The sequence below is a fragment of the Aminobacter sp. P9b genome (assembly GCF_045345995.1).
Taxonomy (GTDB): Bacteria; Pseudomonadota; Alphaproteobacteria; order Rhizobiales; family Rhizobiaceae; genus Aminobacter; species Aminobacter niigataensis.
In genome coordinates, this window is the sequence record NZ_CP150082.1 from 2812872 (window position 1) to 2825519 (window position 12648).

Annotated in this window: 14 protein-coding genes; 13 read left to right on the forward strand and 1 reads right to left on the reverse strand. The window is 63.7% G+C overall.

Annotation, left to right across the window (positions count from 1 at the left end; all coding sequences use genetic code 11):
* The first annotated feature begins 275 nt into the window (after nt 1–275).
* The 12 genes from WHT83_RS13765 (at nt 276) to WHT83_RS13820 (ending at nt 11655) form a co-directional block, all read left to right on the forward strand.
* Nucleotides 276–1529 (forward strand): murein L,D-transpeptidase, encoded by a 1254-nt coding sequence (locus WHT83_RS13765; RefSeq protein WP_108609943.1) that lies wholly within the window; start codon nt 276–278, stop codon nt 1527–1529.
* A gap of 178 nt (nt 1530–1707) precedes the next feature.
* Nucleotides 1708–3009 carry a serine hydroxymethyltransferase gene (glyA, locus tag WHT83_RS13770; protein WP_108608498.1) on the forward strand — a complete coding sequence of 434 codons (1302 nt, stop codon included), beginning with the start codon at nt 1708–1710 and terminating at the stop codon, nt 3007–3009.
* A gap of 177 nt (nt 3010–3186) precedes the next feature.
* Nucleotides 3187–3651 (forward strand): transcriptional regulator NrdR, encoded by a 465-nt coding sequence (gene nrdR / locus WHT83_RS13775; RefSeq protein ID WP_108608497.1) that lies wholly within the window; start codon nt 3187–3189, stop codon nt 3649–3651.
* Between the two features lie 15 nt (nt 3652–3666).
* Nucleotides 3667–4782, forward strand: coding sequence for a bifunctional diaminohydroxyphosphoribosylaminopyrimidine deaminase/5-amino-6-(5-phosphoribosylamino)uracil reductase RibD (ribD, locus tag WHT83_RS13780; protein WP_406871474.1), 1116 nt, complete (start codon nt 3667–3669; stop codon nt 4780–4782).
* Nucleotides 4782–5399: a riboflavin synthase gene (locus WHT83_RS13785; RefSeq protein ID WP_406873980.1), complete on the forward strand. Its 618-nt coding sequence runs from the start codon at nt 4782–4784 to the stop codon at nt 5397–5399. Before ribD ends, WHT83_RS13785 begins: the two co-directional genes overlap by 1 nt.
* Nucleotides 5400–5515: 116 nt before the next feature.
* On the forward strand, nt 5516–5980 hold the full coding sequence (locus WHT83_RS13790) for a 6,7-dimethyl-8-ribityllumazine synthase (RefSeq protein ID WP_108608494.1): 465 nt from the start codon (nt 5516–5518) through the stop codon (nt 5978–5980).
* Nucleotides 5977–6477, forward strand: coding sequence for a transcription antitermination factor NusB (gene nusB / locus WHT83_RS13795; RefSeq protein ID WP_108608493.1), 501 nt, complete (start codon nt 5977–5979; stop codon nt 6475–6477). Before WHT83_RS13790 ends, nusB begins: the two co-directional genes overlap by 4 nt.
* A complete protein-coding gene (locus tag WHT83_RS13800; protein ID WP_108608492.1) occupies nt 6474–7676 on the forward strand; it encodes an MFS transporter in 1203 nt (400 codons plus the stop codon). Before nusB ends, WHT83_RS13800 begins: the two co-directional genes overlap by 4 nt.
* A gap of 156 nt (nt 7677–7832) precedes the next feature.
* Nucleotides 7833–8744, forward strand: coding sequence for an ABC transporter substrate-binding protein (locus WHT83_RS13805; protein ID WP_108608491.1), 912 nt, complete (start codon nt 7833–7835; stop codon nt 8742–8744).
* A gap of 57 nt (nt 8745–8801) precedes the next feature.
* Nucleotides 8802–9968, forward strand: a complete 1167-nt coding sequence (locus tag WHT83_RS13810; RefSeq protein WP_108608490.1) for an ABC transporter permease — start codon at nt 8802–8804, stop codon at nt 9966–9968.
* Nucleotides 9965–10903, forward strand: coding sequence for an ABC transporter ATP-binding protein (locus WHT83_RS13815; RefSeq protein ID WP_108608489.1), 939 nt, complete (start codon nt 9965–9967; stop codon nt 10901–10903). The genes WHT83_RS13810 and WHT83_RS13815 overlap by 4 nt, the downstream gene beginning before the upstream one ends.
* Nucleotides 10900–11655 carry an ABC transporter permease gene (locus WHT83_RS13820; protein ID WP_108608488.1) on the forward strand — a complete coding sequence of 252 codons (756 nt, stop codon included), beginning with the start codon at nt 10900–10902 and terminating at the stop codon, nt 11653–11655. The genes WHT83_RS13815 and WHT83_RS13820 overlap by 4 nt, the downstream gene beginning before the upstream one ends.
* Before the next feature lie 4 nt (nt 11656–11659).
* Here WHT83_RS13820 and WHT83_RS13825 read toward each other — a convergent pair whose 3' ends face one another.
* Entirely contained in the window at nt 11660–11971 is a 312-nt protein-coding gene (locus WHT83_RS13825; RefSeq protein WP_406871475.1) for a hypothetical protein, read from the reverse strand.
* On the opposite strand from WHT83_RS13825, the gene WHT83_RS13830 reads away from it, so the two are divergent.
* Nucleotides 11970–12464: a DUF2165 family protein gene (locus WHT83_RS13830; RefSeq protein WP_406871476.1), complete on the forward strand. Its 495-nt coding sequence runs from the start codon at nt 11970–11972 to the stop codon at nt 12462–12464. The two genes, WHT83_RS13825 and WHT83_RS13830, sit on opposite strands and share 2 nt — an antisense overlap.
* The last annotated feature ends 184 nt before the right edge of the window (nt 12465–12648 follow it).

Consider the following 12648-nt stretch of genomic DNA (forward strand, 5'->3'; position numbering starts at 1 on the left):
CAGGGCCGGTTGCAGAAATGCACCGGCTCTTCCTTTTTCGGATCGCGCCGGTGCGATCAAAGGCGGCCCAGCCATGTTGCCGCCATATTCGGATGACTATCGAACAACAGTGATGCGCCAGATCTGCCTGTTCGGCCGTCAGCAACCCGTGCAATGAAGTCGCGTTTCACGCGTAGTGATGCCGGGTTATGGTTGGCTAATTGTTAAGTATGGCCGTCATATCGTCGCGGGAAATCTCCTGCCGGTTGAGTTGCGCGAATATGTCTGGGATGTCCATGAAAACTAGCCGCCGTTTCTTTCTCACCGGTGCCGGCGCGATCGCCATGGCAGCCATCTCGGGTGCAGCCAGCGCTCAGGACGTGATCGGCGAAGTGCTCGGTTCGTCGCGGCGCGGCAACTGGGACGATGAATTCGACGCCAAGGTGAGCCAGGGGGCCAAGGTCGCCAGCACGCTTCCCGTGTTCTCGCAGCAGACCGTGGCCTACACCCAGCAGGCCATCGGCCAGTATCAGAACATAGCAGCCCAGGGCGGCTGGCCGGTCGTTCCGGCCACCAAGAAGCTCAAGCTTGGCGTCGAGGACCCTGATGTCGAGGTCCTGCGCAAGCGCCTGATGGTGTCCGGCGACCTGTCGGCGCGCGCCGGCCTCTCCAGCTCCTTCGATACCTATGTCGACGCCGCGCTGAAGCGCTTCCAGGCGCGTCACGGCCTGCCGGCCGACGGTGTCATGGGCCAGTACACCTATGCGGCGATGAACATCAGCGCCCAGGTCCGCCTTGGCCAGCTCGAGACCAATCTCGGCCGCCTGCAGGCGCAGGCCGGCACGCTCGGCCAGCGCTATGTCAACGTCAACATTCCGGCCGCCCAGGTCGAGGCCGTCGAGGACGACCGTGTTGTCCTGCGCCACACCGCGATCGTCGGCAAGGTCGATCGTCAGTCGCCGATCGTCAATTCCAAGATCAACGAGATCGTCGTCAACCCCTACTGGAATGCCCCGGTGTCGATCGTCCGCAAGGACATCATCCCGCTGATGCGCAAGAATCCCAACTATCTCACGGACAACAAGATCCGCCTCATTGCCCCCGATGGCAGCGAGGTCGATCCGATGACCGTCGACTGGTCGACCGAAGAGGCGGCCAAGTATCTGTTCCGCCAGGACCCGGGTGCCATCAACGCCATGGCGTCGGTGAAGATCAACTTCCCGAGCCCGGACGGCGTCTACATGCATGACACGCCGCAACAGAGCCTGTTCAACAAGCTCATGCGCTTCGATTCCTCGGGCTGCGTGCGTGTCCAGAACGTCCGCGACCTCGTCACCTGGATCCTGCGCGACACGCCCGGCTGGAGCCGCCAGCATTTCGAGCAGACCATCAAGTCGGGCGAAAACACCCCGGTCCCCGTCTCCAACCCGGTGCCGGTCTATTTCACCTATGTTTCGGCCTGGTCGACCGGTGATGGCGTCGTTCAGTTCCGCGATGACATCTATGGCCGCGACGGGGTCGACGAGCTGCAGATCACCTCGGCGCTCTGAAACGTCGACAATGACTTTGAAAAGGCCGTCCTTCGGGGCGGCCTTTTTCGTTGTCGCGACGTTGTGGCGCAAAGCGACCACGAAATTTCGCGCTCCAAACGTGGCGACGCAGGGTCAAGTGTGTTAATGGCGCGCCGAACCTCTCCGATGCCCCCTCCGGACCTAAGGATCTTCAGCCATGGCCGCCTCGAAAAACCTCGAATCCTTCTTTGGAACCCCGCTGTCGGAGGCCGATCCCGAAATCTTCGGCTCGATCCGCAACGAGCTCGGGCGCCAGCGCCATGAGATCGAGCTGATCGCCTCGGAAAACATCGTTTCCCGCGCCGTCCTCGAGGCGCAGGGCTCGATCATGACCAACAAATACGCCGAGGGTTATCCCGGCAAGCGCTACTATGGTGGCTGCCAGTTCGTCGACGTCGCCGAGGAACTCGCCATCGAGCGTGCCAAGAAGCTGTTCGACTGCAAGTTCGCCAACGTCCAGCCGAACTCCGGCAGCCAGATGAACCAGGCCGTCTTCCTGGCCCTGCTGCAGCCGGGCGACACCTTCATGGGCCTCGACCTGAATTCAGGCGGTCACCTGACCCACGGTTCGCCGGTCAACATGTCCGGCAAGTGGTTCAAGGTCGTGTCCTACGGCGTTCGCAAGGACGACAATCTGCTCGACATGGACGAGGTCGCGCGCCTTGCCCGCGAGACCAAGCCGAAGCTGATCCTCGCCGGCGGCACCGCCTATTCGCGTATCTGGGACTGGAAGCGCTTCCGCGAGATCGCCGATGAAGTCGGCGCCTATCTCATGGTCGACATGGCCCACATCGCTGGCCTGGTTGCCGGCGGCGTGCACCCGTCGCCGCTGCCGCATGCCCATGTCGTCACCACCACCACGCACAAGTCGCTGCGCGGTCCGCGCGGCGGCATGATCCTCACCAATGACGAGGATATCGCCAAGAAGATGAACTCGGCCGTGTTCCCCGGCCTCCAGGGCGGCCCGCTGATGCACGTCATCGCTGCCAAGGCGGTTGCCTTCGGCGAGGCGCTGAAGCCGGAGTTCAAGACCTACGCGGCAAATGTCGCTGCCAACGCCAAGGCGCTCGCCGCCAGCCTCAAGGACACCGGCCTCGACATCGTTTCGGGCGGCACCGACAACCATCTGATGCTGGTCGATCTGCGTCCCAAGAATGCCACCGGCAAGCGCGCCGAGGCAGCGCTGGGCCGCGCCAACATCACCTGCAACAAGAACGGCATTCCCTTCGATCCGGAAAAGCCCTTCGTCACCTCGGGCGTCCGTCTCGGCACCCCGGCCGGCACGACCCGCGGCTTCGGCGAGGCCGAGTTCCGCGAGATCGGCCAGTTGATCGCCGAAGTCCTGGACGGCCTCAAGGCGGCGAATTCCGACGAGGGCAACGCTGCCGTCGAGGCGGCGGTCAAGCGCAAGGTGGTCGACATGACCGAGCGCTTCCCGCTTTATCCTTATCTCGGCTAAGTCGCCGATGCGGGGAGGGCCTTTGGTCCACCCTTGAGAACTTTGGAGCCCCGTTCCGGCATGTCCGGGACGGGGCTCCTGCTTTTCGGCCGGGCTTGCCGCCAAAAGCGGTTTCCACTTTTCCGGATCATGCTTTAAGCCTTTCCCGGTCGGGGATTCGAATGACAAGGCCGAACGATGCGTTGCCCATATTGCCAGTCTGAAGACACGCAGGTGAAGGACTCCCGTCCGGCCGAGGACGGTGCTGCGATCCGCCGGCGGCGCATCTGCCCGGTCTGCGGCGGCCGCTTCACCACATTCGAGCGCGTGCAGCTGCGCGACCTCGTCGTGCTCAAGAAGACCGGCCGCAAGGTGCCGTTCGACCGCGACAAGCTGGCTCGGTCGGTCGAGATCGCCGTGCGCAAGCGCAACGTCGATCCCGAGCGCATCGAGCGCGCGGTGACCGGTATCGTTCGCCAGCTCGAAAGCTCCGGCGAAACGGAAGTTCCCTCGGGCGAGATCGGCCGCCTTGTGATGGAAGCGCTGAAGACGCTCGACGATGTCGCTTATGTGCGCTTCGCTTCGGTCTATCGCAATTTCCGCGAGGCCAAGGACTTCCATGAGGTATTGGGCGAGTTGAAAGGCGAAGAGGAAGCCGGCTGAGCGATGGCCAGGGACATGAGTGCATCCGAGCAGGACAGGATCGACCGCCGCTACATCGCGGCCGCTCTCAGGCTTTCGCGGAAGAATCTCGGCCTGACCTCGACCAATCCGGCAGTAGGCACGCTCATTGTCCGCGACGGCGGCAACGGACCGGTTATCGTCGGGCGCGGCGTCACTGCCATCGGCGGCCGTCCGCACGCCGAGGCCGAAGCTCTGGCCGAAGCCGGCGACCTTGCGCGGGGCGCCACCGCCTATGTCACGCTCGAACCGTGTGCTCATCACGGCCGCACGCCGCCCTGTGCCAATGCGCTCGTCAACGCCGGCATAACCCGTGTTGTCGGCGCTGCCAGCGACCCCGATCCGCGCGTATCGGGCAGGGGATACGCCATTCTTCGCGGCGCCGGTATCGAGGTCAAGGAAGGCGTGCTTGCCCGCGAGGCCGCCGATCAGCTTGCCGGATACATGAATCGGTCCTTGAGGAAGCGCCCTGAAGTGATTCTGAAACTTGCGCTTTCCGCCGATGGCATGATCGGCAGGCGCGGCCAGGGACAGATCGAGATCACCGGGCAGGTCGCCCGCCGCCAGGTCCACGTCATGCGCGCCGAAATCGATGCCATCCTGGTCGGCATCGGCACCGCACTTGCCGACGATCCCGAATTGACCGTGCGTTTGCCCGGGCTCCGCAACCGTTCGCCGGCACGCATCGTGCTCGACAGGCTCGCGCGGTTGCCGGCGACGTCGAAGCTGGCGCGATCGGCGCATGATGTGCCGGTGTTTGTCGCTGCGTGCCCGGAAGGCGATCCGAAGAACCGGGCCGAACTCGAGCGCGCGGGCGTGAAATTCCTGGCGACAGAGACCTATGACGGCCGCGTGGCACTTCCCGAACTGCTTGAGGATCTCGCCAATCAGGGCATGTCGCGGATCATCGTCGAAGGCGGAGCCGACACCGCACGGGCCTTCCTCGACGAAGGTCTGGTCGACCGGATCGCGCTGTTTTCCGGTCCGGAGGCGATCGGGGCGGATGGTATTGCGGCCCCCATCGGTCGCGACCATATACCGGCAGGGTTCAGCCTTGTGCGCGAAGCGCGCTTCGGCGAGGACACCTTCGCCGAATGGATAAGGGAAATCTGATGTTCACCGGGATCGTCACCGACGTGGCCACAGTCGCGTCTGCAAAACCGCTCGACCAGGGCGTCCGCTTACGCTTCGACACCGCCTACGACCCGAAGACAATCGACATCGGGGCCTCGATTTCCTGCTCCGGCGTCTGCCTGACCGTGGTGGCGCTGCCCGAAGCCACGTCCAATGCCCGCTGGTTCGAGGTCGAGGCCTGGGAAGAAGCACTTCGCCTGACCACGGCAAGCGACTGGGCGGCCGGTCGCAAGGTCAATCTCGAACGCGCACTCAAGATCGGTGACGAACTCGGCGGCCATATCGTGTCGGGCCATGTGGATGGCATGGCCGAGATCGTGGCGCGCGAGGACGAGGGCGAGGCGGTGCGCTTTCGCCTGGAAGCCCCGCGCGAGCTGGCGAAATTCATTGCTCCCAAGGGCTCGGTCGCGCTCGACGGCACGTCGCTGACCGTCAACAAGGTCGAGGGCACGCGCTTCGACGTGCTGTTGATCCATCACTCGCTGCAGGTCACGACATGGGGCGAGCGCAAGGTCGGCGACCGCGTCAACCTCGAGGTCGACACCATGGCGCGCTACGCGGCACGCCTTGCCGACGCTGCCAGGGAAGGGCTCTGAGCCACGCTGCGTGCCGCCAGTCGGCTGGCCAGCGGTTTCCTGCCACAGTGCTTAACACTTCGCTTGCGAACTCATCCGGTTCGGCCTAAGTCAGCCGCTCCTGCCGGAGATTTGACATGGCCAACGACAAGAAACTGAAGCTCCTCATCGTTGAGGCGCGCTTTTACGACGACCTCGCAGACGCGCTGCTGGACGGCGCCAAGTCTGCCTTGGCCGATGCCGGTGCATCCTATGACGTGGTGACCGTTCCCGGCGCGCTCGAAATTCCGGCCGTGATCTCGTTTGCGCTCGACGCTGCCGACGACGAAGGCACGCATTATGACGGCTATGTCGCCCTCGGCACCGTCATTCGCGGCGAGACCTATCACTTCGACATCGTCGCCAACGAATCCTGCCGCGCCTTGATGGACCTTGCGGTTTCGGAATCGATCTGCGTCGGCAACGGCATCCTGACTGTCGAAAACGACGACCAGGCCTGGGCCCGTGCGCGCCGCAATGAAGGCGACAAGGGCGGCTTTGCCGCGCGTGCCGCACTGACCATGATCGCAGTTCGCGAAAAACTCGGAGCTGCACGGTCGTGACGTCTCCCGAAGACAAAGCCCAGCCGCCCGCACGCCAGGCCAACAAGCGCGGGGCTGCCCGTCTTGCGGCCGTCCAGGCGCTCTACCAGATGGACGTCGCAGGCAGCGGCCTGCTCGAAATTACCGCGGAATACGAGGCCTTCCGCCTCGGCAAGGAAGTCGACGGCGCGCTCTACCGCGAGGCCGACGCCCAGTGGTTCCGCGCCATTCTCGCTGGCGTGGTGGAGAACCAGAAGACCGTCGATCCGGTGATCCGCCAGTCCCTGACCGAGGATTGGCCGCTGTCGCGCCTCGATTCGACGCTGCGCGCCATCCTGCGCGCCGGTGTCTACGAGTTGATGAAGCGCCAGGACGTTCCCGTGGCTGTGATCGTGTCGGAATATGTCGACATCGCCAAGGCCTTCTACGCCGACGACGAGCCCAAGCTCGTCAACGCCGTACTCGACCGTGTCTCCCGCAAGCTGCGCGGCGAGGGTAAGGGCAAGGACGCATTATGACCGGTGGCGAACGCGAAGCGCGGCGGACAGCATATATCCTCGCCGCATCGCAAGCCATCATCGGCTCCGCCGCACCGATCGCCTTCTCGCTTGGCGGCCTGGCCGGCTTCTACCTCCTCGACACCGACAAGTCGCTGGCGACCGCCCCGATCACCGGCTTCAGCGTCGGCATGGCGCTTGGTGCGCTTCCCGCTGCCGCGATCATTCGCGGCCTCGGACAGCGCGGCGGCTTCATGTTCGGTACTGCCGTCACCGCCGTTGGCGGCGCGATCGCCACGCTGGCGCTGTTCCGCTCGGAGTTCTGGCTGTTTGTCTTCGGCCTTCTGATGCTCGGCGTCGGCAGCGCCTTCGTGCAGCAGTTCCGTTTTGCCGCCGCCGACAACGCGCCGCCCGAATTCAAGGCGAACGCGATTTCCTTCGTGCTGGCCGGCGGCATTGTCACCGCCATCCTCGGGCCACAGATCGTCATTTTCACGCGTGAAATGTTCGCGCCGGTGATGTTCGCCGGCTCCTTTGCCGCGATTATCGGGCTCGCAGCGGTTGGCGCTGTCATCCTGTCCTTCCTCAGGGTGAAGGAAGTGACCGGCGTTCATGCCGAAGCCTCGCAGGCGGACGCGCGCCCGATGCTCGAGATATTGGCGCAACCGCGCTTTGCCGCCGCCCTCGTCTGTGCTGTCGGTACCTATTCCCTGATGACCTTCGTTATGACCGGTGCACCCCTCGCCATGGTCGGCTGCGGATTTTCGCCGGACGAGGCGACGCTCGGCATTTCCTGGCATGTCATGGCAATGTTCGGCCCGAGCTTCTTCACCGGGCGCCTGATCCAGCGCTTTGGCCCTGAGCGCATCGTCGGCCTGGGCGTCTTGCTGCTGATCGGCTGCGCCATCGTGGCACTGTCGGGCATCGCGCTTTGGCAGTTCTGGACGTCACTCATCCTGCTCGGACTCGGCTGGAATTTCGGCTTCATCGGCGCGACGGCCATTGTGTCCACAGCCTATCGCCCGTCGGAAAAGGGCAAGGTCCAAGGCTTTCATGACTTTATCCTGTTCAGCTCGGTGGCCCTTGCATCGCTGATGTCGGGCGCAGTTTACAACGCCTATGGCTGGGACATGCTCGCCTGGATCGTCTTCCCCATCTGCGCGGTTTGCTTGGCCGCGCTGGCGACTCTGTCGTTCGCGCGCCGGAGCCGGACTGCCTGACAGGAGGATGTCGGCAATCGAGGCCGGCGATTACTTCAAAATACAAAATAATATTGCGCAGCCCCTGCGCATTGTGAAATCGTATGCCCCGACGGAAGCTGGATCGCCATGCTCATATGCGGTCACCGAATTCCGGCAACGAGAAGGGGCTTCACCATGCGTCAGACCAGAACAATCGCCGCAGCGGCAATCGCACTCGGCCTTGCCACCAGCGCCGCAAGCGCACAGGTGGTCGTGTCTTCCAAGATCGACACCGAAGGCGGCGTGCTCGGCAACATCATCCAGGCCGTGCTCAACGCCAATGACATCGCTACCACCGACCGCATCCAGCTCGGCGCGACGCCGGTCGTCCGCAAGGCAATCGCGGCAGGCGAGATCGACATCTATCCCGAATATACCGGCAATGCCGGCTTCTTCTTCGAAAAGGCCGATGATCCGGTCTGGAAAGATGCTGCCAAGGGCTTCGAAACCGCCAAGAAGCTCGACTACGACGCCAACAAGATCGTCTGGCTGTCGCCATCGCCGGCCAACAACACCTGGGCGATCGCGCTGCGCAAGGACCTCGCCGACGCCAACAAGCTCGCCACCCTCAGCGATTTCGGCAAATACGTCGCCGGCGGTGGCACCGTCGTGCTGGCGGCATCGTCCGAGTTCGTCAATTCGGCTGCAGCACTTCCCGCCTTCCAGACCACCTATGGCTTCACGCTCAAGCCCGAGCAACTGATCACGCTGTCGGGCGGCGACACGGCCGCCACCATCGGCGCTGCCGCCAACCAGACCAACGGCGCCAACGCGGCCATGGTCTATGGCACCGATGGCGGCATCGCTCCTTCGGGCCTGGTCGTTCTCGACGACGACAAGGGTGTGCAACCGGTCTACCAGCCGGCACCGATCATTCGCGAGGCGGTGCTCAAGGAGCACCCGCAGATCGAGACCCTGCTCAAGCCGGTGTTCGAAAAGCTCGACCTCGTCACGCTCCAGGAGCTCAACGGCCGCGTCCAGGTTGGCGGCGAGCCGGCCAAGGCTGTTGCCGAAGATTTCCTGAAGAAGAACGGCTTTCTGAAGTAAGCTTCCTCGGCGCGCCTCATCAGGGGCGCGCCGTCGGAACCGGGGACGCATGCGACAGTGGGCATCAGGTTCGACAAGCTGGGCGTGGTGATCGCCGCGATCACCGCCTATGGCGCCTTCTTGGCGCCATTTGCCACCTTTCGCGCCAACCGCATCGTGGCCGGTGAGCCGCGCTCGATTCTCGAGGCTCTGCCGTCTCCGGCAGGGCTTGTGCTGCTGGTCATCCTGGTTGCGGCCGGCCTCGTTGCCCTGTTCAAGACGCCGCTGGCCGCGCGTCTTGGCGCCAGTGCCATTGCCCTGGTTTCCCTTGCCCTGCTGATCGGTAATGCCGGCAGCTATCTGACGCCGGAGGGCAACACCTTCGCCCGCATCTCGCCGGCCTCTGGTTTTTGGCTCTTGATCTTTGCCTTCACCCTTTTGCTCGCTGATGTCCTGACAAGGCTGCAGCTTTCACCCGTCGGGCGCGTCGCCGTACTTGGCATTGCCGCCGCTGCGGTTTGGCTTCTGCTCGCCTCGGGTCAGTGGGACAGCCTGTCGATCCTCAAGGAATATGCCAATCGTGCCGACAGTTTCTGGAACGAGGCGAAGCGCCATGTCCAGCTGGCGCTCGGTTCGCTTGCCGCTGCGGTGCTGGTCGGAATACCGCTGGGCATCCTGTGCCATCGCGTCGAGGCGCTGCGCGCGGGCGTGCTCAACGTGCTCAACATCGTCCAGACCATTCCTTCCATCGCGCTGTTCGGCATCTTGATCGCGCCGCTCGGCTGGGTTGCCGCCAATGTCCCCGGCGCTTCAGCGCTCGGCATTCGCGGCATCGGCGCGGCGCCGTCATTCGTCGCGCTGTTTCTCTATTCGCTGCTCCCCGTGGTGGCGAACACCGTCGTCGGGCTCGCTGGGGTTCCCCGAACTGCCAATGATGCGGCGCGCGGCATGGGCATGACCGGCTGGCAGCGCCTGTGGGGCGTCGAGTTTCCGCTGGCGTTTCCCGTCATCCTCACCGGCATACGCATCGTGCTGGTCCAGAACATCGGCCTTGCCACCATCGCTGCCCTGATCGGCGGTGGCGGCTTCGGCGTCTTCGTCTTCCAGGGCGTTGGCCAGACGGCAATGGACCTCGTGCTGCTCGGTGCGGTCCCCACTGTGGCGCTGGCCTTTGCCGCTGCCATCATCCTCGACGCGGTGGTCGAACAAGTCGCGACCCGCAGATCCACGACGGTGGCCGCATGATCGAAATCGAAAACATCACCAAGCGCTATGGCGACGCCGCGGTCGTTGACGATGTCTCGATGGTCATCGAGCCGCACACACTGACGGTCATCGTCGGCACTTCGGGTTCCGGCAAGACTACGCTTCTGCGCATGATCAACCGCCTGGTAGAGCCCACGTCGGGCACGATCAAGCTCGACGGTGTCGACAACCGTTCCGTCCCGGGCCACGAACTTCGCCGCAGCATCGGCTACGCCATCCAGGGCAACGGGCTGTTTCCCCACCGCACGGTGGCGCAGAACATAGGTACCGTTCCGTTGCTTCTCGGTTGGGATGCCGCGCGCATCAAGGCCCGGGTCGATGAACTGATGTCGCTGCTGCAGCTCGACCCGGCAGCCTTTGGTCCACGCTATCCGCACGAGTTGTCGGGCGGCCAGCAGCAGCGTGTCGGCGTCGCCCGCGCGCTTGCTGCCGAACCCAACGTGCTCTTGATGGACGAACCCTTCGGTGCGCTCGATCCGATCATCCGCACCAAGGCACAGCAAGATTTGCTGGCGATCCAGAACCGCTTCGGCACCACCATCATCCTCGTCACCCACGACATGGAAGAGGCCGTCCATCTGGGCGACCGCATTGCCGTCATGGATGCCGGCAAGCTGATCCAGTACGCATCGCCGGCCGAAATCCTGGCAAAACCGGCCACGGGGTTCGTCGAGACGCTGGTCGGGGCCAGCGACCGTCCTTTCAAGCTCCTGTCGCTCGGAGAGGTCCGCGATGCCGTCGAGCCGGGCAGTGCCGATGGCGAGGGCATAGCTGCCGAGGCGAGCCAGCGCGACGCGCTCGCCGAACTCCTCTGGTCGGGACGCGCTGCCATGCCGGTGACATCGGAAGATGGCACGGCCATCGGGCGCGTGACAGTCCAAGGCCTAGTCAAGCGCGCCGCGAGGCCACAATGAAGGCCTGGATTCCGCTGCTGTTGCGGCTTTGCCTGCTGGCCCTGTTGGTCGCGTTCCTGAGCAACCCGCTATGGTTCGAGCCGTTGCTCAAGCCGCTGACGCAGAATGGCGCACCTGCGATCTACAATCAGGGCAGCCTTTCGTCGCTGGCGTTCCAGCATTTGCGCACGGTCGCCATCGCCACCGCTGCCGCGATCGTCGTTGCGGTTGCGCTCGCCATCCTGGTCACGCGGCCGGCCGGCGTCGAATTCCTGCCTTTGTCACGCAGCCTGGTAAATATCGGCCAGACGTTTCCGCCAGTGGCGGTGCTTGCACTCGCTGTGCCGGCCGTCGGCTTTGGCGAGAAGCCAACCCTGATCGCGCTGTTTCTCTACGGTCTGCTGCCGATCTTCGAGAACACGCTGACCGGTCTCACCACCACTCCGGCCAATGTCGTCGAGGCGGCGCGAGGTGCGGGCATGACGGGCTGGCAGCGCCTGCTCAAGATCGAGCTGCCGCTCAGCGTGCCGGTGATTCTCGCCGGCATCAGGCTTTCCGTTGTCATCAGCCTTGCCACGGCGACCATCGGCTCGACGGTTGCCGCCAAGACGCTCGGTGAGGTCATTATCGCCGGGCTGCAGTCCAACAACCTCGCTTTCGTCCTGCAGGGCGGGTTGATCGTCGCGGCACTTGCGGTGCTGATCTATGACGCACTGTCGGCGCTGGAGCGCATGGCTGCCAGGCGCATGGGGCAGGGCGTCGGCCACGCCTGACGTTTCACCGCCCGCGAACGGGGTGGTCGAGTGTCACTTCGAGCCGGCTGCGCGACCGGTCGACGATCCAACGGCGGCGCATGACTGCAAAGTCATGCGAGGCGTCGCCGGAAGATACCGATACTATGTCCCCGATCTGACAGTCGGCAGACAGCCGCACTGCTTCCAGCTCAACGTCGATGCCGTTCTTCCCGGCATATGCTTTTGCCGTCGCTGTCAGCGAAATGCTGACCGGGCGGCCGGTTGCATCGTTGCCGAGACTCGGCAATTGATCTGGTTGATGCCCCGATGTTTGACCTGCAGGAGTTCTTGCCATGACCTTGCGTCTCTCAAAGATCGTAATGTCCCTTTGCCTCGCGGCCTTCGCCTTCCTTGTAGCGTTCGGCAACATCACTGACTATGGCTCCAATTTCGCCTTCGTTCAGCATGTGCTCAGCATGGACACCACATTTCCGGGCAATGCGCTGATGTATCGCTCGATCACCAGCCCTGCTTTGTGGACCGCCGGTTATTGGCTGATCATTGTCGGTGAAGCATTGACCTGCGTGCTGTTTCTGGTCGCAGCTTTCAAGCTCTGGCAAGCCCGCAACGGTTCCGGCAGGGAATTCAACGATGCCAAGGGCTTTGTCGTCATCGGCGCCACCATGGGTTTCCTTGTCTGGTTCCTCGGCTTCATGGTCGTCGGCGGTGAGTGGTTCGCCATGTGGCAGTCCAGCACCTGGAACGGCCAGGAGGCCGCATTCAAGTTCTACATGACGATGCTGGCTGTGCTGATCTTCGTCAACCAGCCTGACCATGATCTCGCCTGAGTTGAATTTGTCGTTTGAGTTCAGCCTATTCGGGGCAGGCTGCGAAAGCCGGGACAAAAGCTTGGCGATGTCTTGACGTTCGCTGCCCTGTTTCGGATTGTTCGCCAGGGGCCGGAAACCGCGTAGAGGCTGCCGGTCTCGTTCACTAGCCCGGGGAGGGGAATTCCGGGCACAATCAGGGAAG

Bases quoted from the DNA above. Each gene is read 5' to 3' on its own strand.
- WHT83_RS13765 (WP_108609943.1), top strand. From the start codon at position 276: ATGAAAACTAGCCGCCGTTTCTTTCTCACCGGTGCCGGCGCGATCGCC.
- glyA (WP_108608498.1), top strand. From the start codon at position 1,708: ATGGCCGCCTCGAAAAACCTCGAATCCTTCTTTGGAACCCCGCTGTCG.
- nrdR (WP_108608497.1), top strand. From the start codon at position 3,187: ATGCGTTGCCCATATTGCCAGTCTGAAGACACGCAGGTGAAGGACTCC.
- ribD (WP_406871474.1), top strand. From the start codon at position 3,667: ATGAGTGCATCCGAGCAGGACAGGATCGACCGCCGCTACATCGCGGCC.
- WHT83_RS13785 (WP_406873980.1), top strand. From the start codon at position 4,782: ATGTTCACCGGGATCGTCACCGACGTGGCCACAGTCGCGTCTGCAAAA.
- WHT83_RS13790 (WP_108608494.1), top strand. From the start codon at position 5,516: ATGGCCAACGACAAGAAACTGAAGCTCCTCATCGTTGAGGCGCGCTTT.
- WHT83_RS13800 (WP_108608492.1), top strand. From the start codon at position 6,474: ATGACCGGTGGCGAACGCGAAGCGCGGCGGACAGCATATATCCTCGCC.
- WHT83_RS13805 (WP_108608491.1), top strand. From the start codon at position 7,833: ATGCGTCAGACCAGAACAATCGCCGCAGCGGCAATCGCACTCGGCCTT.
- WHT83_RS13815 (WP_108608489.1), top strand. From the start codon at position 9,965: ATGATCGAAATCGAAAACATCACCAAGCGCTATGGCGACGCCGCGGTC.
- WHT83_RS13820 (WP_108608488.1), top strand. From the start codon at position 10,900: ATGAAGGCCTGGATTCCGCTGCTGTTGCGGCTTTGCCTGCTGGCCCTG.
- WHT83_RS13830 (WP_406871476.1), top strand. From the start codon at position 11,970: ATGACCTTGCGTCTCTCAAAGATCGTAATGTCCCTTTGCCTCGCGGCC.
- WHT83_RS13825 (WP_406871475.1), bottom strand. From the start codon at position 11,971: ATGGCAAGAACTCCTGCAGGTCAAACATCGGGGCATCAACCAGATCAA.